The following is a 23,830-nucleotide window of genomic DNA, read 5'->3' as shown; positions in this document are numbered from 1 at the left end:
TTCGTCATTCATTAAGCCATCAAGGAGCGCGTCACTCACGTGAACAGGTTGCAATTGACGGCAAGCGTCGTCGAACGCGCACCGGTGCGATATACGCCGGCAGGTGTTCCGATCGCAAGCGCCACATTGCATCACCGCACGGAAGTCGTCGAAGCAGGCATTCCCCGTCAGGTCGAAATGACGATCGAGGCGGTGGCGGCCGGTGAGGCGAGCGGCAGGCTGGAGAGTCGTGAAATGGGCGTCGAAACGCTGTTCACGGGCTTCCTGGCAAAGAAAAGTCGCAACGCGAGAACCTTGGTGTTTCACATCACAGCATTGCAGGACATTGGAAAGGACTGAAATCATGCCCCGCCCGACTGGTAAGAAATTCGACAAGCGTCGTCAGCAACAAAACCCGCTCTTCAAGCGCAAGAAGTTCTGCCGTTTCACGGCTGCAGGCGTCGAGCAGATCGACTACAAGGACACGGAAACGCTGAAGGACTTCATCGGCGAAAACGGCAAGATCACGCCGGCTCGTCTGACGGGTACGAAGGCGCACTATCAGCGTCAGCTGGATACGGCCATCAAGCGTGCGCGTTTCCTCGCGCTGCTGCCGTACACCGATCAGCACAAGGCGTAATCAGGCGACGCAATAAGGAGAATTCGAATGCAAATCATTCTGTTGGAAAAAGTCGCCAATCTGGGTAACCTCGGCGACATCGTCAAGGTCAAGGACGGTTACGCTCGCAACTTCCTGATCCCGAACCGCAAGGCTCGCCGTGCAACGAAGGAAGCGATCGCCGAATTCGAAGTTCGCCGCGCTGAACTCGAAAAGATCGCCGCTGAAAAGCTGGCGGCATCGCAGGCAGTCGGCGAGAAGCTGAACGGCCAGTCGTTCGAAATCACGCAGAAGTCGGGCGTTGACGGCCGTCTGTTCGGCTCGGTCACGAACGGCGACGTCGCGGAACTGTTGAAGAAGGCAGGTTTCGAAGTCGAGAAGCTGCAAGTTCGCATGCCGGAAGGCCCGCTGAAGATGATCGGCGAGCACAACGTCCAGGTCGCGCTGCATACGGACGTCGTCGTCGACGTCACGATCAACGTGATCGGCGACCACGCGTAAGCGTACGCAAGCTTTCCGGGCGGCTTCCGCCGTCCGGACAAGGGCAGGCGCCCGGGCAACCGGGGCCTGCCTTTTTTATTGCTCGTTCGCCGGTGGCCGGTATGGCGCCGCCCTGTGTAATTCGCGATAATCCCAACCCATGAACGCGCCGCAAGATCCTCAAATCGAATCGCTGAAAGTCCCGCCGCATTCGGTCGAAGCCGAGCAGTCGGTGCTCGGCGGCCTGTTGCTCGACAACGCGGCCTGGGACCGGATTGCCGACTTCCTTTCGCAGGGCGATTTCTACCGCTACGACCACCGGATCATCTACGAGCACATCGGCCGCCTGATCGCGTCGACGCGCCCGGCCGACGTCGTGACCGTGTACGAAGCGCTGACCACGTCCGGCAAGGCCGACGACGTCGGCGGGCTGGCCTACCTGAACGCGCTCGCACAGAACACGCCGAGCGCGGCGAACATCCGCCGCTATGCGGAAATCGTGCGCGACCGCGCGGTGCTGCGCCGGCTCGTGTCGGTTGCCGACGAAATCTCGGCCGATGCGTTCAACCCGCAGGGCAAGGAAGTCCGCCAGCTGCTCGACGAGGCCGAGTCGAAGGTGTTCTCGATTGCCGAAGAGGGCGCGCGCGGCAACCAGGGCTTTCTCGAGATCGGCCCGCTGCTCACGCAGGTCGTCGAGCGCATCGATACGCTGTACCACACGGCGAACCCGAGCGACGTCACGGGCACGCCGACGGGCTTCGTCGACCTCGACCGGATGACGTCCGGGATGCACGGCGGTGAACTGATCATCGTTGCCGGAAGACCCTCGATGGGTAAAACGGCCTTCTCGATGAACATCGGCGAATACGTCGCGGTCGAGTACGGGCTGCCGGTCGCAGTGTTCTCGATGGAAATGCCGGGTACCCAGCTCGTGATGCGGATGCTCGGCTCGATCGGCCGGCTCGACCAGCACCGGATGCGCACGGGCCGCCTGACGGACGAGGATTGGCCGAAACTGACGCACGCGGTGCAGAAGATGAGCGAGGCACAGCTCTTCATCGACGAAACCGGCGGCCTGAACCCGATGGAATTGCGCTCGCGCGCGCGGCGGCTGGCGCGGCAATGCGGCAAGCTTGGCCTGATCATCGTCGACTACCTGCAGCTGATGTCGGGTTCGTCGCAGGGCGAGAACCGCGCGACCGAAATCTCGGAAATCTCGCGATCGCTGAAGAGCCTCGCGAAGGAACTCGACGTGCCGGTGATCGCGCTGTCGCAGCTGAACCGCGGCCTCGAACAACGCCCGAACAAGCGCCCGGTGATGTCGGATTTGCGCGAATCGGGCGCAATCGAACAGGACGCGGACGTGATCCTGTTCATCTACCGTGACGAAGTCTACAACCCGGACAGCCCCGACAAGGGTACGGCCGAAATCATCATCGGCAAGCAGCGTAACGGTCCGATCGGCCCCGTTCGGCTCACGTTCCTGGGGCAATACACGAAGTTCGACAACTTTGCTGGAGCGCAGACCTTCTACGGCGAGTAACGCCGGTTGTAAAGTCCTAAATCGCCAAACGTTGTATCCAATCCCGCCGTGCGCACATGCGCGCGGCGCGGCGCGACCGGAAACGGTACAATACCGCCCGTTTTCGTGACAGTAGTTTGACAATCTCTCAGGAATCCCATGTTCGGTCGATTCATGCCCACCGAGGGCAAGTTCTTTGAACTCTTCAACGCGCACGCGAAGCACATCGTTGCCGGCGGGCGCGAACTCGAACTGCTGATCGACAATCTCGCCGATGCCGAGATTCACAAGCAAAACGTGCAAACCGCCGAGAAGGCCGCCGACAAGCTTACGCACGAGGCGATCGATCTGCTGCACAAGACGTTCATCACGCCGCTCGATCGCGACGAGATCCACAAGCTGATCACGACGATGGACGACATCCTCGACCTGATGGAAGACGTCGCGACGGCCGTGTCGCTGTACGACGTACGTTCCGTCACGTCGGAAGCGAGCCAGCTCGCGCACATCGTCACGCAGTCGGCCCAGCACGTGCAACAGGCAGTCGGATTGCTGTCCGACATGAAGCAGTCGGCGCAGATCCTCAAGCAGTGCGAGGAGATCGACCGCTGGGAGTCGGAAGCCGATCGCGTGTTGCGCGCCGCAATGTCGAAGCTGTTCCGCGAGGAAGACGACGTGAAGACGCTCATCAAGCTGAAGGCGATCTACGAGCTGCTCGAAGAGATCACCGACAAGTGCGAGGACGTCGCGAACATCATCGAAGGCATCGTGCTGGAAAACGCCTGAGCGGACCACGATGCATTCGATACAACTCGCCCTATGGATGGTCGCGGCACTCGTGCTCGTCGCGCTCATATTCGACTTCATGAACGGCTTTCACGACGCGGCGAACTCGATCGCCACCGTCGTGTCGACCGGGGTGCTGAAGCCCCAGCAGGCCGTCGTGTTCGCGGCCGCGTTCAACGTGATCGCGTACTTCATCTTCCACCTGAAAGTCGCCCAGACCGTCGGTAAAGGCACGATCGACCCCGAGATCGTCGACCACTACGTCATCTTCGGCGCGCTGGTCGGTGCGATCGGCTGGAACGTGATCACGTGGTACTACGGGATTCCGTCGAGCTCGTCGCACGCGCTGATCGGCGGCCTCGTCGGCGCGGCGCTCGCCAAGTCGGGCTGGAGCTCGCTGAACATCGACGGGCTGCTGAAGACGATCGCGTTCATCTTCATCTCGCCGCTGCTCGGCTTCATCCTCGGTTCGCTGTTCATGCTCGGGGTGTCGTGGCTGTATTTCCGCACCGCGCCCAGCAAGGTCGACCGGCGCTTCCGTCGGCTGCAGCTGCTGTCGGCCGGGCTGTACAGCCTCGGCCACGGCGGCAACGACGCGCAGAAGACGATCGGCATCATCTGGATGCTGCTGATCGCGTCGGGCTATGCGTCGGCGACCGCCGATGCGCCGCCGGCGTGGGTGATCGGCGCGTGCTACCTGTCGATGGGCCTCGGCACGCTGTTCGGCGGCTGGCGCATCGTGCGCACGATGGGCCAGAAGATCACGAAGCTCAAGCCGGTCGGCGGTTTCTGTGCGGAAACGGGTGGCGCGATGACGCTGTTCCTTGCGTCGTTCCTCGGCATTCCGGTGTCGACCACGCATACGATCACCGGCGCGATCGTCGGTGTCGGCGCGACGCAGAAGCTGTCGGCCGTGCGCTGGGGCGTGGCCGGCAACATCGTGTGGGCATGGGTGCTGACGCTGCCCGCGGCTGCGTTGTTCGCGGCCGGCGGATGGTGGCTCGGGCACCAGATCTTCTGATCGCCGACGTAGCCGGATCGACATCCGATGCGCCGCCAGCCGAAAGGCTGCGGCGCATTTTCTTTTGGAACGGGGAGTTCGCGGCGGAACGGGCGGGGTGGCGGCAGATACCGCCAATGTGATTGACTGTCGAGGTTCGGGCAACCGGTCAGTAGCTTCCGTTCGCAAACCGCGCGATCGGATCGTCTGCCGTACTGGTGCGCGGGCTGACGGGCGCGGATTGCGTCGATGCGCGCCATACCTGCACAGGTGGGGGCTCGATACTGCGCGGAGATGCCGGCGCAGCGGCAGGCGGCGGTTCGGCATCGAATGCGGCGGCCTGGGCGGCCGTGAGCGCCGTCGTCGGAATCTGCGTGCCGGACTCGACCGGGGCGGCAGGCGCTGCATTGGCCGTCATCGCGGTCATCCCATCATTCACTGACGTTGCCTGTTGCTGCGCGGCCTGCCTGCGCGGTGGCGGCGGTTCGTACGGATCGGCGGCCGGGGCCGCGGGTGCGGCTGCGGCGGTCGTCACGACCGGCGCGGCAGCGATAACCGGCGCGGGCGCAGGCGCCTGCGCGGTTCTCGCTTGCGACGACGCATAGGCAGGCGGCCGCGGCGCGGCGGCAGTCACGACCACCGGGGCCGGTGCGGCCGCCGGCGCGCTGCGCGGCTCGTCGCGCTTCGCCTCGTAGGTCGGTGCATCGAACGGCGTTGGCGCCCCGCGTGGCGGCGCGACGCGGCGAATGCCGTCGAAACGCTTGGCCCAGTACGGGTTCGTCAGGTAGTCGAGCCGCACGGTGCCGCCCGTCGACGGTGCGTTGACGAAGCGCAGCTTGCCGACATAGATGCCGACGTGCGAATGCGGCCGTCCGGTCGTATTGAAGAAGATCAGGTCGCCCGGCGCGATCTGGTCGGGCTCGATCGACACGCCGCGGCCGCTCATATCGGCCGTCGTGCGGGGCAGGTTCACGTCGGCCGCCCGGCCGATCACGTAGCGCACGAGCCCGCTGCAGTCGAAGCCGCTCGTCGGCGTGTTGCCGCCCCAGCGATACGGGACGCCGACGAGGCTCATCGCCTGGATCGAGATTTCTTCCTGGCCGACGCTGTGATCGACGAATTTCGGGAAATTGGCGGGGGCGGGGAATGCGCGCGGCGTCGTGATCCTCATGCCCGAATCGGAGCGCGATGCCGACTGCGGCGGCACGCTGGAGCAGGCCGCAAGCAGGGAAACGACGGCGACGGGGACCCAAATTCGAAGCATGGCGAGGCAGGCGAGCGCGGCGCGCTCGCGAATCGTATGACAACAGACAGACCCGATGGTAGACGCTCCGACGGGGCTTAAGCAACCATTCCTAAGAATTTACTTGAAGTTTCGCGCGTAAACTGCGTTGTTGCGTGACGAAGCGTTACTTACGTCTTCGACCCCAAATAAAAACGGCGCTCCTGAGAGGAGCGCCGCGAGGCGTCGACAGCCGGCCGATCGGCCGGCTGGCCGCGTTACAGGATGTCCGACGCGTAGTCGGCGAGCCGCGAGCGTTCACCGCGCGCGAGCGTCACGTGGCCGCTGTGGCCCCAGCCCTTGAAGCGGTCGACGACGTACGTGAGGCCCGAGCTGCCTTCGGTCAGGTAAGGCGTGTCGATCTGCGCGATGTTGCCGAGGCACACGATCTTCGTGCCCGGGCCGGCGCGCGTGACGAGCGTCTTCATCTGCTTCGGCGTCAGGTTCTGCGCCTCGTCGATGATCAGGTACTTGTCGACGAACGTACGGCCGCGCATGAAGTTCATGCTCTTCACCTTCAGGCGCGAACGGATCAGTTCCTGCGTCGCGGCACGGCCCCATTCTCCGGCCGCGTCGTCGGTCTTCTGCAGCACTTCGAGGTTGTCGTCGAATGCACCCATCCACGGTTGCATCTTCTCTTCCTCGGTGCCCGGCAGGAAACCGATGTCCTCGCCGACCGGCACGGTCGCGCGCGTCACGATGATCTCGTTGTAGCGCTTGTCGTCGAGCACCTGCGCGAGGCCGGCCGCGAGCGCGACGAGCGTCTTGCCGGTGCCGGCCTGGCCGAGCAGCGTGACGAAGTCGATCTCGGGGTTCATCAGCAGGTTCAGCGCGAAGTTCTGCTCGCGATTGCGCGCGGTGATGCCCCACACGTTGTTCTTGTGGTGGCTGTAGTCGCGCAGCGTCTGCAGCAGCGCCGTCTTGCCGTTCAGCTCGCGGACGATCGCATGGAACGTCGGCTCGCCGTTCTGCGGCTCGAGATAGACGAACTCGTTGACGAGCATCGACGCGACGAGCGGGCCGGTCACGCGGTAGTACGTGGTGCCCGTCTTCGTGTCCTGCCAGCTCTCCATGCCCTTCGCATGCTTGGTCCAGAAGTCCTGCGGCAGTTCGCGCACGCCGTTGTACAGGAGGTCTTTATCCTCGAGCACCTGGTCGTTGAAGTAGTCTTCCGCGGGCAGGCTGAGCGCGTGCGCCTTGATCCGCATGTTGATGTCTTTCGACACCAGCACGACCTGGCGATCGGGGCGGTCGCGTTGCAGCGCGCGCACGACGCCGAGGATCTGGTTGTCGGCCTTGCCTTCGGGCAAGCCTTCGACGGGCGCGATGTCCGCCAGCTTCGTCTGGAAGTACAGGCGGCCGAGCGCCTCGCGGCTGCCGAGGCGCGACAGCGGGATGCCGGCCGTGATCGGGCCGGCATCGGCGACGAGCGCGTCGAGCGTGCGGCTGACCTGGCGTGCGTTGCGCGCGACTTCGGACATCCCCTTCTTGTGGTTGTCGAGTTCCTCGAGCGTCATCATCGGCAGATAGACGTCGTGTTCCTCGAAGCGGAAGAGGCTGCTCGGGTCGTGCATCAGCACGTTGGTGTCGAGCACGAACAGTTTCTGCAGTTCGGCTTCGGCGGGCTTGCGGCTGCGTGACTTCGTCGCGGCGCCGGTATCGCGCGCCGGTGCGGCGGCCGGTTTGTCGGCAGCCGGTTTGTCGTTGCGTGCAACGACGGGCGCCGCGGGTTCGGCGGGCGCCGGCATCGGCTGCAGCAGGGCCGCCGTCTGTTTGGTCTTGCGGCCGCGAGCGGGTGCGCTCGCGGCATCTTGCGCCGAAGACGCGACGGCGCGCAAAGGCGCGGCCGTGTTCGCGGCTTCGGTCATCGGTTGGGCCACGCTCGCCGGACCAAAGTCACCGGCTGTGGATGCGTCCCCTTCGGCGGATTTCTTCGCGGCTTTAGCGGGCCGCGCTTTCGCCTTGTATTCGTCGGGCGGCAGCAGGCTGCCGAGCTTGCTGGGGGGAGTAGGCAAAGGCATGGTGTCCCTCGGGAGGAATCGTGTCGCATGGCGTGCGCCGCTGATCGCATCCTGCGTGACGTAGACGCATGCAGTTTGCGCGCGGTGGCGCACAGGAAGTTCGTCTAGCCGGTTCGCCTAAGTGTCGATCAGCTCCTTGACGCGGTGAGGGCCGGACCGAGGCCCGGCGCGCAATCCATAAAAAAAGCCGCTGCCTCGTCGATAGAGGCATGCGGCTTGGCTGATACGGTCGTAATGCGCGTCAGGTGCCGGCAAGCATCGCAACGAGCACCGGCGCAGCTACGAGAAATATGGGGCGAACTGGCATTCATTGCGGCCCAATATAACGCGCCTCAAAGCGCTTGTACAGCACTTAGCACGTCGTCCACATGACCCGGTACCTTGATGCCGCGCCATGCCTGGCGAAGCACGCCGTCGGCGTCGATCAGGAACGTGGAGCGCTCGATTCCGCGCACTTCCTTGCCATACATTTTCTTCATCTTGATGACATCGAACAGCGCGCACAGCGCTTCGTCGGCATCGGAAATCAGCGGGAACGGCAGTTCGAGCTTTGCCTTGAAATTGTCATGCGAGCGCAGGCTGTCGCGCGACACGCCGATGACTTCCGCACCGGCTTTCTTGAACTTCGGATAGAGATCGCGGAACTGCAGCCCTTCGGTCGTGCAGCCCGGCGTGTTGTCCTTCGGATAGAAGTACAGCACGAGTTTCTTGCCCTTCAGGTCGGACAGCGAAATGTCGCCGCCCGTGGCCGGTGCGGTGAAATCGGGAACTTGACGGTCAACTTCGACGGACACGTGTTTCTCCTGTTGTTATGGAAAGGCGCCGCTGCCGCGGCGCGGTATGGCGGGGCGTCGCGGCCGCGCGCCGCAAGGGCGCAGCGGGCGACGCCGGCTCGTGCGAACTCAGTCGGGCTGGACAATCAGTTCGCCGGAGCGGCCGGGGATTTCGCCCCACGTGACAGGGTACGATGGCAGCGAGTCGCGGTCCAGCGTCGCGTGGTAGTCGCCCATCGTCGCGAACGTGTGGCCTTGCGCGCGCCAGCCGGCGAGCAGTTGCTCGAACACGGGCGCGAGCTTCTGGCCTTCCAGTTCCGCATGCAGCGTGAACACCTGGTCGTGCGGATTGGTTTCGGTGAACTTGAGGATGTGCGCGGCGACGTTGTGCGTGTCGATGCCGTCGATGCCGAGCACTTCGTCGAGCGTCGGCAACGTGGTGGGCATCTGCACGTGCGACAGCGTGCGGCCGTTGACGACGGGCAGGTACGGCGAATGGCCGCGGCCGTCGGAGGCGTAGCGCATCCCCCATGCGTCGATCTGCTCGAACGCGGAATCGTTCATCTGCCAGCCGGCCGCGCCGTGCGTGACGGGCGGCGCGCCGAAGACCTCGATGAAGCGCGCGTGACTCTTCTGCATTTCACGCGCGGTCCAGTCGCGATCGCGCGCGCGGACGTTGTCCTGCCAGTACACGTGATCCCACGTGTGGATCCCGCATTCGAAACCGGCCTCGTGGATCGCACGCATGTCGGCGATTGCACGGCGGCCGATATCGGGGCCCGGCAGCAGCACGCCGTACATCAGCTGCTTCACGCCGTAGTGTTCGACCACCGACGTGCGCGACACTTTCTTCAGGAAGCCGGGGCGGAACACGCGCCGCAGCGCCCAGCCCGTGTGATCGGGCCCGAGGCTGAAGAGGAAGGTCGCGCGCGCATTGAAGCGGTCGAAGATGCGCGCGAGGTTCGGCACGCCTTCGCGCGTGCCGCGCAGCGTGTCGACGTCGATCTTGAGGACGATGCGAGCCAAGCGAACGTCCCGATCAGCCTTGCTGTTCGACGAGCGCGCGTGCGTCGGCGACGTGACCGCGATACGCTTCGAAGATGTTGCGCAGCGCGTCGTCGAACGTCGCTTGCGGCGCCCAGCCGAGTTCCTGCATCGTGTTGTCGATCTTCGGCACGCGGTTCTGCACGTCCTGGTAGCCGTTGCCGTAGTAGGCGCCGGACGTCGTCTCGACGAGCTTCACCTGCTTGGCCGAATCGGCGTACTCGGGGAATTCCGCCGCCAGTTCGAGCATCTTGTGCGCGAGTTCGCGAACCGAGAAGTTGTTCTTCGGATTCCCGATGTTGTAGATCTTGCCCGACGCGACGCCGTCCTTGTTCTCGATGATCTTCATCAGCGCGCTGATGCCGTCGCCGATGTCGGTGAACGCGCGCTTCTGCGAGCCGCCGTCGACGAGGCTGATGTTCTCGCCGCGCACGATGTGGCCGAGGAACTGCGTGACCACGCGCGAGCTGCCTTCCTTCGGCGTGTAGATCGAGTCGAGGCCCGGGCCGATCCAGTTGAACGGACGGAACAGCGTGAAGTTCAGGCCTTCCATCCCGTAGCCCCAGATCACGCGGTCCATCAGCTGCTTCGAGCACGCGTAGATCCAGCGCGGCTTGTTGATCGGGCCGTAGGTGAGGGCCGATGCATCCGGGTCGAACTGCTCGTCCGAGCACATGCCGTAGACCTCGGAGGTCGACGGGAACACGAGGTGCTTGCCGTACTTGACGGCCGAACGCACGATCGGCAGGTTCGCCTCGAAGTCGAGTTCGAACACGCGCAGCGGCTGCTGGACGTAGGTGGCGGGCGTCGCGATCGCGACGAGCGGCAGGATCACGTCGCACTTCTTCACGTGATACTCGACCCACTCCTTGTTGATCGTGATGTCGCCTTCGAAGAAATGCATCCGCTCGTGGTTGACGAGGTCGCCCAGCCGATCGGTCTGCATGTCCATGCCGAACACTTCCCAATCGGTGGTTTCAAGAATGCGCTTCGACAGGTGATGGCCGATGAAGCCGTTCACACCCAGGATCAGGACTTTTTTTGCTTTCATGAATGACGGGAAGAATGAATGAACTGCGCGAATTCCGCAGGCGTCACGACGGTTTCGCTGCCGTCGCGCTGCTGCCACAGCTCGAGAATGGATAGGGCGCGGCTGTCGCCGCAGACGCCGAATAGCGCATTATCGCTTACGTGCAGGCCGGGCGGCAAATCTGCCGCCGCGGCGGCCGCCGCGCTGCCGGGTGCCGCCAGGCGCGCGCGCGCGATCACGAAACGCGCGCCGTCGACGTCCGTGAACGCGCCCGGATACGGGGGCGCGACCGCGCGCACCAGGTTGTAGACCTGCGCGGCCGGCTTCGACCAGTCGACGCGGCCGTCCTCGGGCTTGCGCCCGCCGTAGTAGCTGCCGCTCGAGAGATCGTTCGGCAGGTGCGGCGCCTCGCCCGCGAGCAGCGCGGGCAGCACGCGCCAGAGCGTCTGCTCGGCGGCTACCGTGACCTTGTCGAACACCTGCGTGGCCGTGTCGTCCGGCAGGATCGGCACCGCGGTCTGGCCGATGATCGCGCCGGCGTCGGGTTTCGCCGCCATCTCGTGCAGCGTCGCGCCGGTTTCGGTTTCGCCGTTCAGCACCGCCCAGTTGGTCGGTACCCGACCCCGGTATTTCGGCAGCAGCGACCCGTGCATGTTGTACGCGCCCTTCGGCGCGATCGCGAGCAGGTCCACCGGCAGCATGTGCCGGTAGTAGAACGAGAAGATGAAGTCCGGCTGCGCGTCGGATACCGCGCGGCGCAGCGCCGGATCGGCGGGATCGGCCGGCGTGAGCACCGGAATGCCGTGCTCGGCCGCGACGGACGCGACGCTGCCGAACCAGATGTTCTCGTTCGGGTTGTCCTCGTGCGTGACGACGAGCGCGACGTCGACACCGCGCGCGAGCAGCACCTGCAGGCAGCGCACGCCGACGTTGTGATACGCGAAGACGACTGCGCGCGGCTTCATTGCGCGGCACCCGTGCGATTCGCGCCGGCCGGCACCGGCGGCACGCCGTCGTGCTGCTCGAGCACGGCCTGGATCAGGTAGCGCGGCCGTGCACGCACCTGCTGGTAGATGCGGCCGACGTATTCGCCGAGCAGGCCGAGCGCGAAGATGATCACGCCGAGCAGGAAGAACGTGATGGCGAACAGCGTGAACACGCCTTGCACTTCCGCGCCGACGATGAAGCGTCGCACGAGCAGCAGCACGAACAGCGCGGCGGAGCCGAGCGACAGGATCACGCCGATGAACGACAGCCACTGCAGCGGCACGACCGAGAAGCCCGTCACGAGGTCGAAGTTCAGCCGGATCAGGCTGTACAGCGAGTACTTCGACTCGCCGGCGAAGCGCTCCTCGTGCGCGACCTCGATCTCGGTCGGTTTCTGCGCGAACGTGTACGCGAGGGCCGGGATGAACGTGTTGACTTCGCCGCACACGTTGATCGTGTCGATGATGCGGCGGCTGTACGCGCGCAGCATGCAGCCCTGGTCGGTCATCTTGATGCGCGTGATGCGCTCGCGCAGGCGGTTCATCATCTGCGACGCCTTGCGCCGCCACAGGCTGTCCTGGCGCTGCTTGCGGATCGAGCCGACGTAGTCGTAGCCCTCGCGCATCTTCGCGATCAGCTTGCCGATTTCCTCGGGCGGGTTCTGCAGGTCGGCGTCGAGCGTGATGACGATCTCGCCGCGCGATTGCGCGAAGCCGGCGAGGATCGCCATGTGCTGGCCGTAGTTGCCGTTGAGCAGCACGACGCGTGTCGTGTCGGGACGGACGTGGAACTGATCGGCGAGCATCGCCGCCGAGCGGTCGCGGCTGCCGTCGTTGATCAGGATCACTTCGTATGACGTGTCGAGTGCGTCGAGCGCCGGATACAGCCGCGCGAACAGCGCAGCGAGGCCGTCTTCCTCGTTGTACACGGGGATGATGACCGATACTTCGGGCCGGCCGGCGTCCAGGTGCCCGGCGGCCGGATGCCCGGCGCGTGCTTCAAGGTGACTCATGTACGCTTATTTTCCGTATTGTTCGCAAATCTGGTTGATGGCGTCGACCACGCGACGCACGTCGCCTTCCGTCATCTGCGTGAAGAGCGGCAGCGTGACGGTCGACGCGCCGTACCGTTCGGCGTGGGGGAACATGCCCTCCTTGAAGCCGCGTGCACGGTACAGCGTGAAAAGATGGATCGCCGGGTAGTGGATGCCCGTGCCGATGCCGCGTTCCTTCATCTGCGCCATGAACTCGGCGCGGGTGATCGTCAGGCGCTCGAGCGGCAGCGTAATCAGGAACATGTGCCAGTTGCCGTTCTCGAATTCGGCGATCGGCAGGCCGACGCCGAGCTTCACGGCCGCACTGCCGTCGAATGCGGCGAAGTAGGCACGCGCAAGCGCGCGGCGCTGCGTGGTGAAGCGTTCGATGTGCGGCAACTGGCCGAGGCCGACGCGCGCGGCGACGTCGGTCAGGTTGTACTTGCCGCCGAGCACGTCGCAGTCCATCCCGTCGAAGCCCGTGCGCGTGATGCCTTGCAGCCGGTACTTCTGCGCGAGCGTCGCTTCTTCCTCGTTGTTCAGCACGAGTGCGCCGCCTTCGATCGTCGTCAGGTTCTTGTTCGCGTGAAAGCTGAACGACACGATGTCGCCGATCGCGCCGATGCGCTTGCCGTTCCACGTCGAGCCGAACGCCTGCGCCGCATCCTCGATCACGCGCAGCTTGTGCGCGCGCGCAATGGCGTACAGGCGGTCCATGTCGACCGGCAGGCCGGACAGGAACACGGGGATGATCGCCTTCGTGCGCGGCGTGATCGCCTGCTCGAGCTTGTCGAGGTCGATGTTGCGCGTGACGGGATCGATGTCGGCGAACACGGGCGTCGCGCCCGTCTCGAGGATCACGTTGCTGGTCGAGACCCACGACGCCGGCGTCGTGATCACTTCGTCGCCGGGGCCGACGCCCGCGATGCGCAGGCCGATTTCCAGCGTGCAGGTGCCCGAATTGAACGCGCGGACCGGACGGCCGCCGCAGTATTCGGACAGCGCCGCTTCGAATTTCTGACTCTGCGGGCCGGTGGTGATCCAGCCCGAGCGCAGCACGTCGACGACGCCCTGGATGGTTTCCTCATCGATCTCGGGGCGGGTGAACGGCAGAAACGGAGCGGTAGTCTGGCTCATGTACGTTTTGGCCTGTAATGGCGTGTAATAAAAGGGTCGGGCGATCCCGGCCGAAACCGGCATTAAACACCGGTTGGCGCAATCGCACCGTGATTTTTTGTAGGCAGACGCTTAATGCGCGCGGCGGGCGGGCTCAGCTTCGCGCGAGCACCAGCACGCCGATCAGGATGATGCCGATGCCGACGAGCCGCTGGACCGACAGCACTTCGCCGAACAGGTACCAGGCCGCGAATGCGTTGACGACGTAGCCGAGCGACAGCATCGGGTACGCGATCGACACGTCGACCCGCGACAGCCCGACGATCCAGACCACGACGCTCAGCACGTAGCAGCCGAGGCCGCCGATGATCGGCAATTGGGTCGCGATCTTCAGGCCGACCGGGATGATGTTCGCACGGCTGAATTCGAAGTGTCCAACGGCGTTGACGCCGGCTTTCAGCAGAAGTTGCGCACAGGCGTTGAGCATCACGCCGGTGATGATGCAGACGAACGAAACGGGATTCATGCAGCGGGCGTCCTTACGATTGCGGTTTCTCGACGATCACGCGGCGGTTGTCGCGTGCAATCACGCGCATCGGCACGCCTTGCTTGACCAGGGTGTCGTACTCGCCGGGCGGCATGATCGCGAGCGCATGGGTTTCCTGCTTCCAGCGCGTGATCCATTCGTCGACGGTCGGAATCCACTTGTTCGGCTCCATCGAGATCCCGAACGCGAGCTCGTCCTGGCGCTGGACCATGATCGTCGTGTGGCCCATGTAGAACGGGAACGTGTGATCGAGCATCTCGATCGAGTAGAACGGCGTGTCGGCCGGCAGTTTCGCCAGTTCGGCGCGCACGGTGGGCGCGAGCAGCGCGCCGGAGCTGTAGCGGCCGAATTCGTCGTGACCGGTGCCGCCGATCGTGCCGAACGCGAGCCAGGCGGCGCCGAAGGCCGCGAGCGCGGCGGCCACGCCCGCGCGGCGGTTCAGCCATGCGGCCGCGAGGGTCAGCGCGGCCGCGACCGCGAGGCCCGCGTACAGCCACATCTGGAACGCGCGGTACAGCGCGTTCGGCGTACGGGCATCGCCCTGGTACGCGAGGAAGATGATCCCGAACGCCGCGACGACGAGGAACACGAGGTAGCCGAGCAGGTGGCGGCGGAACCGGTCGGCGCTGATCAGCGGCAGGTACGCGCCGATGATCAGCGCGAGCGCCGGCGCGACCGGCAGCACGTACGAGATCAGCTTCGAATGCGACGCGCTGAAGAACACGAAGATGAATGCGCTCCAGATCAGCAACACGAGCATCGGCGAGAAGCCGTTCGGCTGGCGCGGCATCCGCAGCGCATGGCGGATGCTCTGCCACGCGACCGACAGCCACGGCAGGAAGCCGACCAGCAGCACGGGCACGAAGTAGTAGAGCGGGCCCGGGCGGTTCTGTTCCGGGGTCAGGTACCGGCGGAACTGCTGGACGATGAAGAAGAAATTGAAGAACTCGGGGTTGCGCTGCTGGACGAGCACGAACCACGGCGTGACGATCGCGAAGAAGATCACGAGGCCGCTCACCAGGTACAGGCGCTTCCACAGCGCCCAGTCGCGCGCGATCAGCGTATAGAGCACGAGCACGGCGCCGGGCAGGATCAGGCCGACGAGGCCCTTCGACAGCACCGCGAACGCCATCGCGGCCCAGCATGCCCACATCCAGCCGCGTGCCGCGGCCGGGCGCAGCCCGGGCCGCTGCGCGAGCAGCAGCGAGCACAGCGACAGCGCCATCCAGAACGCGAGCCCCATGTCGAGCGCGTTGAAGTGGCCCATCAGGTTCCAGTACGGCGACGACGCGAGCACGACGGCGGCGAGGAAGCCCGACAGCGGGTTGAACAGGCGCGCGCCGGTGTAGCCGACCAGCAGGATGCCGGCGAAGCTCGCGACGGCCGTGTAGAGGCGCGCCTGCCATTCGCCGATGCCGAACCACGCGAACGTGAGCGCGTTCAGCCAGGTCTGCAGCGGCGGCTTCTCGAAATACTTGTAGCCGTTGTAGCGCGGCGTGATCCAGTCGCCGGTGACGAACATCTCGCGCGCCATTTCCGCATAGCGGCCTTCGTCGCTCGGGATCAGGTGGCGCAGCCCGAGCGGCGCGAACCAGACGATCGCGAGCGCGATGACGAGGAGGACGAGCGTGATGCGATTGAGCGGTAGCCTCGACGGCGTATCGTTCATGGATTTTCAGCCTGTTGGTTGTTGTGACGGGCCGCCGGCGGGTTGCGCCGGGGGCGGGCGGCCTGGCCGGGCCGATCCGGGGGATCGACCCGCTGCGCCGGCCCGAGTTTTACCGCATCCGGGATTAACGTTCAATTAAGAGCGCGGCGGCGACTTTGCGGCCCTCGGCCATCAGGATGTTGTAGGTGCGGCAGGCCGCCTGGAAATCCATCGTCTCGACGCCGATCCGCTTCGCCGTGAGTGCCGCGACGAGCCGCGGGTGCGGGAAGCGCAGCCGCGCGCCGCTGCCGAAGATCACGAGTTCGGGGGTCGGGTCGAGCAGCATCGCGAAATGCTCGGGCGCGAGCGCGTCGAACGACGACACGGGCCATGCCTGGACCGGCGCGCCGGGCAGCACGATGACGCTCGTTTCATGGCGTTCGAGATTGACGTCGACATAATCGGGGCCGTAGCCGGTGACGGTGTTGAGCGCGCCGCTCGTGTCCTGGTGCAGTTTCAAATCGGTATTCCGCGGTTCCGTAGGGGGAATGTATCGCAGGGCCACACGGGCCCGGATGGCCGGTTTCGCTTGCCCGAGCACGCGGGACGCCTGACGGCGCGGGCCCGGCGCGGCTATGGTGCATTGCGAAAGTCAGCCAAAATCCGCTAAATTATAACTTTTTGGTCGCCCCCGGGCGCCACTTGCGTCGCGCGTCGCCACAAGCCGCGCCCGACCGCCCGCTTTTTCCCAGTCTAGACAGCGCGCACAGACCGGCCGCTTTCCAGTTTTGATCCCGTCCCCCCCGGCCGCAAGGCCAATCCAGGAACCGTGTCGTCGTGAAACCGATTCAGAAGTCGAACAAGCTGCTCAACGTCTGCTACGACATCCGTGGCCCGGTGCTCGAGCACGCGAAGCGCCTCGAGGAAGAAGGCCACCGCATCATCAAGCTGAACATCGGCAACCTCGCGCCGTTCGGTTTCGACGCGCCGGACGAGATCATCCAGGACATGATCCGCAACCTGCCGACGTCGTCCGGCTATTCGGATTCGAAGGGCGTGTTCTCGGCGCGCAAGGCCGTGATGCACTACACGCAGGAAAAGGGCGTCGTGGGCGTCGGCCTCGACGACATCTACATCGGCAACGGCGCGTCCGAGCTGATCGTGATGGCGACCCAGGCGCTGCTGAACGACGGCGACGAAGTGCTGCTGCCCGCGCCCGACTACCCGCTGTGGACGGCGGCGGTCAGCCTGTCGGGCGGCACGCCGGTGCATTACGTCTGCGACGAGCAGAACGCGTGGATGCCCGATCTCGACGACATCCGCCGCAAGATCACACCGAACACGAAGGCGCTCGTCGTGATCAACCCGAACAACCCGACGGGCGCGCTTTATTCGGACGAATTGCTGCTCGAACTGCTCGAGATCGCGCGCCAGCACGGGCTGATCGTGTTCGCCGACGAGGTGTACGACAAGATCGTCTACGACGGCCTCGAGCACACGGCGCTGGGTTCGCTGTCGGAGGACGTGATCACCGTCACGTTCAACAGCCTGTCGAAGAGCTATCGCTCGTGCGGCTATCGCGCGGGCTGGATGGCCGTGTCGGGCCTCGGCGGCGACAACCGCCGGCACGCGAAGGATTATCTCGAGGGGCTCGGCATCCTGTCGTCGATGCGCCTGTGCGCGAACGTCCCCGGCCAGTTCGCGATCCAGACGGCGCTCGGCGGCTACCAGAGCATCAACGAGCTGATCGTGCCGAGCGGGCGCCTGTACAAGCAGCGCGAGCTCGCGTACGACATGCTCACGTCGATCCCGGGCGTGACCTGCGTGAAGCCGCAGGCCGCGCTGTACATGTTCCCGCGCCTCGACCCGAAGCTTTATCCGATCCAGAACGACCAGCAGTTCATTCTCGACCTGCTGCTCGAGGAGCGCGTATTGCTCGTACAGGGCACGGGCTTCAACTGGACGACGCCGGATCACTTCCGCGTGGTCTTCCTGCCGAACCTCGACGACCTGACCGATTCGATCAACCGGATCGCTCGCTTCCTCGACGGCTACCGCAAGCGCCATTCGGCCTGAGCGGCACGGCCACACGGACTCACTACTACTTACTCATTCGATCACACGCAGCATGGAACCGATCAAAGTTGGCCTGTTGGGCTTCGGCACGGTGGGCAGCGGCACCTTCACGGTGCTGGGCCGCAACCAGGAAGAAATCAAGCGACGCGCGGGGCGCGGCATCGAGGTGACGCGCATTGCCGTGCGCAACCCGGCGAAGGCGCTGGCCGCGCTCGGCGGCGACGCCGGCGCCGCGCAGATCACCGACGATTTCAATTCGGTCGTCGATGATCCGTCGATCGCGATCATCGCCGAGATGATCGGCGGCACGGGCATCGCGCGCGAGCTCGTGCTGCGCGCGATCGCGAACGGCAAGCACGTCGTGACGGCCAACAAGGCGCTGCTCGCGGTGCACGGCACCGAGATCTTCGAGGCCGCGCGCGCGAAGGGCGTGATGGTCGCGTTCGAGGCGGCCGTCGCCGGCGGCATCCCGATCATCAAGGCGCTGCGCGAAGGCCTGACCGCGAACCGCATCCAGTACATCGCGGGCATCATCAACGGCACGACCAACTACATCCTGTCGGAAATGCGCGATCGCGGGCTCGACTTCGCGACCGCGCTGAAGGCCGCGCAGGAGCTCGGCTACGCGGAAGCCGATCCGACCTTCGACATCGAAGGCGTCGACGCCGCGCACAAGGCGACGATCATGAGCGCGATCGCGTTCGGCGTGCCGGTGCAGTTCGAGCGCGCGTACGTCGAGGGCATCAGCAAGCTCGACGCGACCGACATCCGCTACGCGGAAGAGCTCGGCTACCGGATCAAGCTGCTCGGCATCACGCGCCGTGCCGAAAACGGCATCGAGCTGCGCGTGCATCCGACGCTGATCCCGGAGAAGCGCCTGCTCGCGAACGTCGAAGGCGCGATGAACGCGGTCGTCGTGCACGGCGACGCGGTCGGCACGACGCTGTACTACGGCAAGGGCGCGGGCGCGGAGCCGACCGCATCGGCCGTGGTCGCGGATCTCGTCGACGTCACGCGCCTGCACACGGCGGACCCCGAGCATCGCGTGCCGCACCTCGCGTTCCAGCCCGACAGCCTGTCGAACACGCCGATCTTGCCGATCGAGGAAGTGACGAGCGGCTACTACCTGCGCCTGCGCGTCGCCGACCAGACCGGCGTGCTGGCCGCGATCACGCGCATCCTCGCCGAATCGGGCATCTCGATCGATGCATTGCTGCAGAAGGAGTCCGAGCAGGTCGACGGTGCGAACGGCGAAACCGACATCATCCTGATCACGCACGTCACGGTCGAGAAGAATGTGAATGCGGCGATCGCGCAGATCGAGAGCCTCGCGACGGTGGTCTCGAAGGTGACGAAGCTGCGCATGGAAGCGCTGAACTGAGCTGAGGACGACATGAACTACATCTCCACGCGCGGCGCCGGCATCGGCGAGCGCCACACGTTCTCCGACATCCTGCTCGGCGGTCTCGCGAAGGACGGCGGGCTTTACCTGCCGGCCGAGTATCCGACGGTGTCCGCCGACGAGCTCGCACGCTGGCGCACGCTGTCGTACGCGGATCTCGCGTTCGAGATCCTGTCGAAGTTCTGCGACGACGTGCCGGCCGACGACCTGCGCGCGATCACGCGCCGCACATACACGGCCGAGGTGTACCGCAACACGCGCCATGGCGAGAACGCGTCCGACATCACGCCGCTGAAGACGCTCGGTACCGAGAACGGCGCGCCGCTCTCGCTGCTCGAACTGTCGAACGGCCCGACGCTCGCGTTCAAGGACATGGCGATGCAGTTGCTCGGCAACCTGTTCGAGTACACGCTCGCGAAGCACGGGCAGTCGCTGAACATTCTCGGCGCGACGTCCGGCGACACGGGCAGCGCGGCCGAATACGCGATGCGCGGCAAGGCCGGCGTGCGCGTGTTCATGCTGTCGCCGCACAAGAAGATGAGCGCGTTCCAGACGGCCCAGATGTTCAGCCTGCAGGATCCGAACATCTTCAACCTCGCGGTCGAAGGTGTGTTCGACGATTGCCAGGACATCGTGAAGGCCGTGTCGAACGATCACGCGTTCAAGGCGCAGCAGAAGATCGGCACGGTCAACTCGATCAACTGGGCACGCGTCGTCGCGCAGGTCGTGTACTACTTCAAGGGTTACTTCGCGGCCACCCGGTCGAATGACGAACGCGTGTCGTTCACGGTGCCGTCGGGCAACTTCGGCAATGTCTGCGCCGGCCACATCGCGCGGATGATGGGGTTGCCGATCGCGAAGCTCGTGGTCGCGACCAACGAGAACGACGTGCTCGACGAGTTCTTCCGCACGGGCGCGTATCGCGTGCGCAGCGCCGAGAACACCTATCACACGAGCAGCCCGAGCATGGACATCTCGAAGGCGTCGAACTTCGAGCGCTTCGTGTTCGACCTGCTCGGCCGCGATCCGGCGCGCGTGATGCAGCTGTTCCGCGACGTCGAGGAGAAGGGCGGCTTCGATCTCGCGGCGAGCGGCGATTTCTCGCGCGTCGCCGAGTTCGGTTTCGTGTCGGGCCGCAGCAGCCACGCGGACCGCATCGCGACGATCCGCGACGTGTTCTCGCGCTACGACACGATGATCGATACGCACACCGCCGACGGCGTGAAAGTCGCGCGCGAGCATCTCGACGCGGGCGTGCCGATGGTCGTGCTCGAGACGGCGCAGCCGATCAAGTTCGGCGAGACGATTCGCGAAGCACTCGATCGCGAAGCCGAGCGGCCGGCCGCATTCGACGGTCTCGAGGCGCTGCCGCAGCGTTTCGAGGTCGTGAAGGCCGACGCGCAGCAGGTGAAGGACTTCATCGCCGCCCGTACGGGCGCATGACGCACGGCCGGGCCTGCGGGCCCGGTTGCGCAGGACGGCCGGAACGCCGATTCGTCGAACGGATCGGGGTTCCGGCCGTTTCGTTTGGCGGTGCCGCGGGGCTGTCGACGCGCTACACCGAAACAAGTGTCAGACCGGCGTGCTCGCGCGAATCACAGTTTCCGCATGTCGGCCATATCGCGCGCCCGCGCGACGGCGTCGCTACAATGACGCATTGAATCCAACGATCCCCGATTCCATCGATGTCGAACCCGAATCCCGCGGCGCCGCGCGCGCCGATGCTGTCGACCGCCGAGGCGCTCGCTGCGCTGCTCGATGCCGCGAAGCCGTTGCCCGGTGCCGAAACCGTCGCCACGCTCGACGCGCTCGGCCGCGTGCTTACGGCCGACGTGAGCTCGCCGCTCGACGTGCCGCCGATGCATACGAGCGCGATGGACGGCTATGCGGTGCGCGTCGCCGACCTGCTGCATGGCGAGCGGCGCTTGCCGGTGTCGCAGCGCATTCCGGCCGGTCATCCGGCCGCGCCGCTTGCTGCCGGCACGGCCGCGCGGATCTTCACCGGCGCGACGGTGCCGCCCGGCGCCGACGCCGTCGTGATGCAGGAACAGACGTCGGCCGACGGCGATGCGGTCGAGATCCTGCACACGCCGAAGGCCGGCGAATGGATCACCGCGCAGGGCGCGGATATCCGGCAGGGCTCGGTGATCCTGCCCGCCGGCACGCGGCTCACGCCGCAGGCGCTCGGCCTGGCCGCATCGGTCGGCTGCGCGCAGTTGCTGGTTGCGCGCCGGATTCGCGTCGCGGTGTTCTTCACCGGCGACGAACTGACGATGCCGGGCGAGCCGCTGAAGCCGGGCGCGATCTACAACTCGAACCGGTTCACGCTGCGCGGGCTGCTGGAGCGGCTCGGCTGCCACGTGACCGACTACGGGATCGTGCCCGATTCGCTCGCCGCGACGCGCGACACGCTGCGCGAGGCTGCACGCGATCACGACGTGATCCTGACGAGCGGCGGCGTGTCGGTCGGCGACGAGGATCACGTGAAGCCGGCCGTCGAGGCCGAAGGGCGGCTCGCGCTGTGGCAGATCGCGATGAAGCCCGGCAAGCCGCTTGCGTACGGTGCGGTGCGCCGCGGCGACGATCGTCCTGACGCGCACTTCATTGGACTGCCCGGCAACCCGGTGTCGAGCTTCGTCACGTTCCTGCTGTTCGTGCGGCCGTTCCTGCTGCGCCTGTCGGGCGTGCGCGACGTCGCGCCGCGCGCGCTGTCGCTGCGCGCCGACTTTTCGCAAAACAAGGGCGACCGGCGCAACGAATTCCTGCGTGCGCGCGTCAACGCGGCCGGCGGCCTCGACCTGTTCCCGAACCAGAGCTCGGCGGTGCTGACGTCGACGGTGTGGGGCGATGGCCTGATCGACAATCCGCCGCAGCACGCGATCAGCGCCGGCGAGACCGTGCGTTTCATTCCGTTTTCCGAACTGCTGTCGTAACGCGACGGCTTCCCGAACCATGAAGATTCAACTGAAATTTTTTGCAAGCGTGCGCGAGGCACTGGGCGTGGCCGACGAGCAGGCCGACGTGCCGGACAGCGTCACGACGGTGGGCGACGTGCGCGCGTGGCTGCGCGTGCGCGGCGGGGCGTGGGCCGAGACGCTCTCGGAAGGGCGCGCACTGCGCATGGCGTGCAATCACGAGATGACCGATCCCGATACGCGGCTGACCGAAGGCTGCGAAGTCGCGTTCTTTCCGCCGGTGACGGGCGGTTGAGGCGAGGGCGATGGCAACGGTACGAATCCAGACCGACGACTTCGACCTGAACGCCGAGGTCGCGGCATTGCGTGCGCGTAACCCGAAGATCGGCGCGGTCGCGTGCTTCGTCGGCACGGTGCGCGACCTGAACGAAGGCGATTCGGTGGCCGCGATGGAACTCGAGCACTATCCGGGGATGACCGAGAAGGCGCTCGAGAAGATTGCCGCCGAGGCCGGCCGGCGCTGGCCGGGCATCGACGTCGCGATCGTGCATCGTGTCGGCCGGCTCCTGCCGCTCGACCAGATCGTGATGGTCGCAACGGTGGCGTCGCACCGCGGCGATGCGTTTGCGTCGTGCGAGTTCGTGATGGACTACCTGAAGACCGAAGCGCCGTTCTGGAAGAAGGAAACGACACCGGATGGCGAGCGCTGGGTCGATGCGCGCAGCACCGACGATGCCGCGCTCGCGCGCTGGGGCGTCGAATCGGGGAATACGCGGCGCTGAACGTGGCGCCAGGGTAATGCGGCGCGATGCCGCATGCGCGCAAGCCTCGCGCGCACCGGCTGCCCGTTACGCGTCCGGATCGCTGCTGCGCCCGATGATCTTCGTCGGAAACGGCTCACCGCGGGCACGCGACGGCAACGCGTGCGGATCGTCGCCAGCATCGCGACGGCGTGGCGCGATCGCGTCGAGCAGCGCCTGCTGCTCGGGCGGAATCGGGTAGTCCCAGCCGAACCGGCTCAACTGGAGGCTCTGCGCGATCCGCAGCGCCGGCTCCATGAAGCGGATTGCCGCGGGCGGCGCGTAGCGCGCCTCGACGGTATTCAGGAACAGCGACAGCCAGCGGCTGAAATGGGCGGGCTCGATTCCGTCGAGCGGCTGGTGCGCCTGCTGCACGTTGCCGCGATAGCCCTTGGTGCCGAGCACGAGGCTCGACCAGAACGTGACCATCTTCGGCAGGTGGTCGTCCCAGCGGCCGGCCAGCTTTGCGTCGAACACGGGTCCGAGCAGCGGATCGGCGCGCACGCGGTCGTAGAACGCGTAGACGAGATCGCGGATGTTCGCTTCGGTCGGCTCGGTGTCGCGAGGGCGGGCCGGGGCGGTATCGGGCGAGGCGGGCAGGACGGTCATGGCAAAAGGGCCGGCAGAAATAGGCAACGACAGGGGCGGCGCGAGCATCGAGTAGGACGCCGGCCGAATTTTGACGCAAAATAGCGTCCAACACCCCTGAAAAACGTGTAAGTGTCACGCATCTTATTGCGCGCGCGTCATCCCGGCAACCCGGGGCCGCG

At 65.6% G+C, this 23,830-nt stretch carries 24 protein-coding genes and 1 pseudogene; 13 read left to right on the top strand and 12 right to left on the bottom strand.

Annotated elements, in window-relative coordinates:
* The first annotated feature begins 39 nt into the window (after positions 1–39).
* The 6 genes from priB (at position 40) to LGM56_RS31570 (ending at position 4,407) form a co-directional block, all read left to right on the top strand.
* Positions 40–339 carry a primosomal replication protein N gene (priB, locus tag LGM56_RS31595; RefSeq protein WP_011657069.1) on the top strand — a complete coding sequence of 100 codons (300 nt, stop codon included), beginning with the start codon at positions 40–42 and terminating at the stop codon, positions 337–339.
* Between the two features lie 4 nt (positions 340–343).
* Positions 344–619 carry a 30S ribosomal protein S18 gene (gene rpsR, locus LGM56_RS31590; RefSeq protein ID WP_006486248.1) on the top strand — a complete coding sequence of 92 codons (276 nt, stop codon included), beginning with the start codon at positions 344–346 and terminating at the stop codon, positions 617–619.
* Between the two features lie 27 nt (positions 620–646).
* Positions 647–1,099 (top strand): 50S ribosomal protein L9, encoded by a 453-nt coding sequence (gene rplI / locus LGM56_RS31585; protein WP_021156519.1) that lies wholly within the window; start codon positions 647–649, stop codon positions 1,097–1,099.
* A 139-nt stretch (positions 1,100–1,238) separates the two neighbouring features.
* Positions 1,239–2,621, top strand: a complete 1,383-nt coding sequence (locus LGM56_RS31580) for a replicative DNA helicase (RefSeq protein ID WP_006486249.1) — start codon at positions 1,239–1,241, stop codon at positions 2,619–2,621.
* 138 nt (positions 2,622–2,759) lie between these two features.
* Positions 2,760–3,386 (top strand): DUF47 domain-containing protein, encoded by a 627-nt coding sequence (locus LGM56_RS31575; protein WP_089495014.1) that lies wholly within the window; start codon positions 2,760–2,762, stop codon positions 3,384–3,386.
* Positions 3,387–3,396: 10 nt separating this feature from the next.
* Positions 3,397–4,407, top strand: a complete 1,011-nt coding sequence (locus LGM56_RS31570) for an inorganic phosphate transporter (RefSeq protein ID WP_089495013.1) — start codon at positions 3,397–3,399, stop codon at positions 4,405–4,407.
* 148 nt (positions 4,408–4,555) lie between these two features.
* Here LGM56_RS31570 and LGM56_RS31565 read toward each other — a convergent pair whose 3' ends face one another.
* A complete protein-coding gene (locus tag LGM56_RS31565; protein WP_226207717.1) occupies positions 4,556–5,650 on the bottom strand; it encodes a C40 family peptidase in 1,095 nt (364 codons plus the stop codon).
* Positions 5,651–5,886: 236 nt separating this feature from the next.
* The gene (locus LGM56_RS31560; protein ID WP_089425590.1) at positions 5,887–7,689 is read right to left on the bottom strand and encodes a PhoH family protein; all 1,803 of its coding nucleotides are present in this window, start codon (positions 7,687–7,689) and stop codon (positions 5,887–5,889) included.
* Here LGM56_RS31560 and LGM56_RS36975 point away from each other — a divergent pair.
* Positions 7,585–7,829, top strand: a pseudogene (locus LGM56_RS36975) (hypothetical protein); the annotation flags it as partial. The gene LGM56_RS31560 and the pseudogene LGM56_RS36975 overlap by 105 nt on opposite strands.
* Before the next feature lie 192 nt (positions 7,830–8,021).
* Here the strand turns inward: LGM56_RS36975 and LGM56_RS31555 are convergent.
* From LGM56_RS31555 to LGM56_RS31515, 9 genes are all read right to left on the bottom strand, one after another.
* Entirely contained in the window at positions 8,022–8,483 is a 462-nt protein-coding gene (locus tag LGM56_RS31555) for a peroxiredoxin (RefSeq protein ID WP_006756046.1), read from the bottom strand.
* A gap of 108 nt (positions 8,484–8,591) precedes the next feature.
* Positions 8,592–9,488: a polysaccharide deacetylase family protein gene (locus LGM56_RS31550; protein WP_089456348.1), complete on the bottom strand. Its 897-nt coding sequence runs from the start codon at positions 9,486–9,488 to the stop codon at positions 8,592–8,594.
* A 13-nt stretch (positions 9,489–9,501) separates the two neighbouring features.
* Positions 9,502–10,557 (bottom strand): bifunctional UDP-4-keto-pentose/UDP-xylose synthase, encoded by a 1,056-nt coding sequence (locus LGM56_RS31545; RefSeq protein WP_006482864.1) that lies wholly within the window; start codon positions 10,555–10,557, stop codon positions 9,502–9,504.
* Positions 10,554–11,501 (bottom strand): formyltransferase, encoded by a 948-nt coding sequence (locus LGM56_RS31540; RefSeq protein ID WP_226207716.1) that lies wholly within the window; start codon positions 11,499–11,501, stop codon positions 10,554–10,556. Before LGM56_RS31540 ends, LGM56_RS31545 begins: the two co-directional genes overlap by 4 nt.
* A complete protein-coding gene (locus tag LGM56_RS31535; protein ID WP_089456347.1) occupies positions 11,498–12,535 on the bottom strand; it encodes a glycosyltransferase in 1,038 nt (345 codons plus the stop codon). Before LGM56_RS31535 ends, LGM56_RS31540 begins: the two co-directional genes overlap by 4 nt.
* Positions 12,536–12,541: 6 nt before the next feature.
* Positions 12,542–13,693 (bottom strand): DegT/DnrJ/EryC1/StrS family aminotransferase, encoded by a 1,152-nt coding sequence (locus LGM56_RS31530; protein ID WP_226207715.1) that lies wholly within the window; start codon positions 13,691–13,693, stop codon positions 12,542–12,544.
* Between the two features lie 133 nt (positions 13,694–13,826).
* On the bottom strand, positions 13,827–14,198 hold the full coding sequence (locus LGM56_RS31525; RefSeq protein ID WP_011352303.1) for an EamA family transporter: 372 nt from the start codon (positions 14,196–14,198) through the stop codon (positions 13,827–13,829).
* Positions 14,199–14,211: 13 nt separating this feature from the next.
* Entirely contained in the window at positions 14,212–15,888 is a 1,677-nt protein-coding gene (locus LGM56_RS31520) for a glycosyltransferase family 39 protein (RefSeq protein ID WP_226207714.1), read from the bottom strand.
* 124 nt (positions 15,889–16,012) lie between these two features.
* Positions 16,013–16,387, bottom strand: a complete 375-nt coding sequence (locus LGM56_RS31515; protein ID WP_012328660.1) for an Mth938-like domain-containing protein — start codon at positions 16,385–16,387, stop codon at positions 16,013–16,015.
* A 317-nt stretch (positions 16,388–16,704) separates the two neighbouring features.
* On the opposite strand from LGM56_RS31515, the gene LGM56_RS31510 reads away from it, so the two are divergent.
* The 6 genes from LGM56_RS31510 (at position 16,705) to LGM56_RS31485 (ending at position 23,042) form a co-directional block, all read left to right on the top strand.
* Positions 16,705–17,943, top strand: a complete 1,239-nt coding sequence (locus tag LGM56_RS31510) for a pyridoxal phosphate-dependent aminotransferase (protein ID WP_089425584.1) — start codon at positions 16,705–16,707, stop codon at positions 17,941–17,943.
* A gap of 52 nt (positions 17,944–17,995) precedes the next feature.
* On the top strand, positions 17,996–19,324 hold the full coding sequence (locus LGM56_RS31505) for a homoserine dehydrogenase (RefSeq protein ID WP_089495007.1): 1,329 nt from the start codon (positions 17,996–17,998) through the stop codon (positions 19,322–19,324).
* Positions 19,325–19,336: 12 nt separating this feature from the next.
* Positions 19,337–20,788, top strand: a complete 1,452-nt coding sequence (gene thrC / locus LGM56_RS31500) for a threonine synthase (RefSeq protein WP_226207713.1) — start codon at positions 19,337–19,339, stop codon at positions 20,786–20,788.
* Between the two features lie 242 nt (positions 20,789–21,030).
* Positions 21,031–22,278 carry a gephyrin-like molybdotransferase Glp gene (gene glp, locus LGM56_RS31495; protein ID WP_226207712.1) on the top strand — a complete coding sequence of 416 codons (1,248 nt, stop codon included), beginning with the start codon at positions 21,031–21,033 and terminating at the stop codon, positions 22,276–22,278.
* A gap of 19 nt (positions 22,279–22,297) precedes the next feature.
* On the top strand, positions 22,298–22,555 hold the full coding sequence (gene moaD, locus LGM56_RS31490; RefSeq protein WP_089425581.1) for a molybdopterin converting factor subunit 1: 258 nt from the start codon (positions 22,298–22,300) through the stop codon (positions 22,553–22,555).
* Positions 22,556–22,565: 10 nt separating this feature from the next.
* On the top strand, positions 22,566–23,042 hold the full coding sequence (locus tag LGM56_RS31485; RefSeq protein ID WP_226207711.1) for a molybdenum cofactor biosynthesis protein MoaE: 477 nt from the start codon (positions 22,566–22,568) through the stop codon (positions 23,040–23,042).
* A gap of 66 nt (positions 23,043–23,108) precedes the next feature.
* Here LGM56_RS31485 and LGM56_RS31480 read toward each other — a convergent pair whose 3' ends face one another.
* Positions 23,109–23,669 (bottom strand): group III truncated hemoglobin, encoded by a 561-nt coding sequence (locus LGM56_RS31480; protein ID WP_226207710.1) that lies wholly within the window; start codon positions 23,667–23,669, stop codon positions 23,109–23,111.
* Positions 23,670–23,830 lie beyond the last annotated feature (161 nt).

Origin of the sequence: Burkholderia sp. AU38729, assembly GCF_020419725.1 — a bacterium.
In the GTDB taxonomy this organism is placed as follows: Bacteria; Pseudomonadota; Gammaproteobacteria; order Burkholderiales; family Burkholderiaceae; genus Burkholderia.
This window is presented reverse-complemented; position numbering and strand designations above follow the sequence as displayed.

Coding starts and splice junctions, on each gene's coding strand:
- rpsR (WP_006486248.1), top strand. CDS start 344: ATGCCCCGCCCGACTGGTAAGAAATTCGACAAGCGTCGTCAGCAACAA.
- rplI (WP_021156519.1), top strand. CDS start 647: ATGCAAATCATTCTGTTGGAAAAAGTCGCCAATCTGGGTAACCTCGGC.
- LGM56_RS31580 (WP_006486249.1), top strand. CDS start 1,239: ATGAACGCGCCGCAAGATCCTCAAATCGAATCGCTGAAAGTCCCGCCG.
- LGM56_RS31575 (WP_089495014.1), top strand. CDS start 2,760: ATGTTCGGTCGATTCATGCCCACCGAGGGCAAGTTCTTTGAACTCTTC.
- LGM56_RS31570 (WP_089495013.1), top strand. CDS start 3,397: ATGCATTCGATACAACTCGCCCTATGGATGGTCGCGGCACTCGTGCTC.
- LGM56_RS31565 (WP_226207717.1), bottom strand. CDS start 5,650: ATGCTTCGAATTTGGGTCCCCGTCGCCGTCGTTTCCCTGCTTGCGGCC.
- LGM56_RS31560 (WP_089425590.1), bottom strand. CDS start 7,689: ATGCCTTTGCCTACTCCCCCCAGCAAGCTCGGCAGCCTGCTGCCGCCC.
- LGM56_RS31545 (WP_006482864.1), bottom strand. CDS start 10,557: ATGAAAGCAAAAAAAGTCCTGATCCTGGGTGTGAACGGCTTCATCGGC.
- LGM56_RS31540 (WP_226207716.1), bottom strand. CDS start 11,501: ATGAAGCCGCGCGCAGTCGTCTTCGCGTATCACAACGTCGGCGTGCGC.
- LGM56_RS31535 (WP_089456347.1), bottom strand. CDS start 12,535: ATGAGTCACCTTGAAGCACGCGCCGGGCATCCGGCCGCCGGGCACCTG.
- LGM56_RS31530 (WP_226207715.1), bottom strand. CDS start 13,693: ATGAGCCAGACTACCGCTCCGTTTCTGCCGTTCACCCGCCCCGAGATC.
- LGM56_RS31525 (WP_011352303.1), bottom strand. CDS start 14,198: ATGAATCCCGTTTCGTTCGTCTGCATCATCACCGGCGTGATGCTCAAC.
- LGM56_RS31520 (WP_226207714.1), bottom strand. CDS start 15,888: ATGAACGATACGCCGTCGAGGCTACCGCTCAATCGCATCACGCTCGTC.
- LGM56_RS31505 (WP_089495007.1), top strand. CDS start 17,996: ATGGAACCGATCAAAGTTGGCCTGTTGGGCTTCGGCACGGTGGGCAGC.
- thrC (WP_226207713.1), top strand. CDS start 19,337: ATGAACTACATCTCCACGCGCGGCGCCGGCATCGGCGAGCGCCACACG.
- glp (WP_226207712.1), top strand. CDS start 21,031: ATGTCGAACCCGAATCCCGCGGCGCCGCGCGCGCCGATGCTGTCGACC.
- moaD (WP_089425581.1), top strand. CDS start 22,298: ATGAAGATTCAACTGAAATTTTTTGCAAGCGTGCGCGAGGCACTGGGC.
- LGM56_RS31485 (WP_226207711.1), top strand. CDS start 22,566: ATGGCAACGGTACGAATCCAGACCGACGACTTCGACCTGAACGCCGAG.
- LGM56_RS31480 (WP_226207710.1), bottom strand. CDS start 23,669: ATGACCGTCCTGCCCGCCTCGCCCGATACCGCCCCGGCCCGCCCTCGC.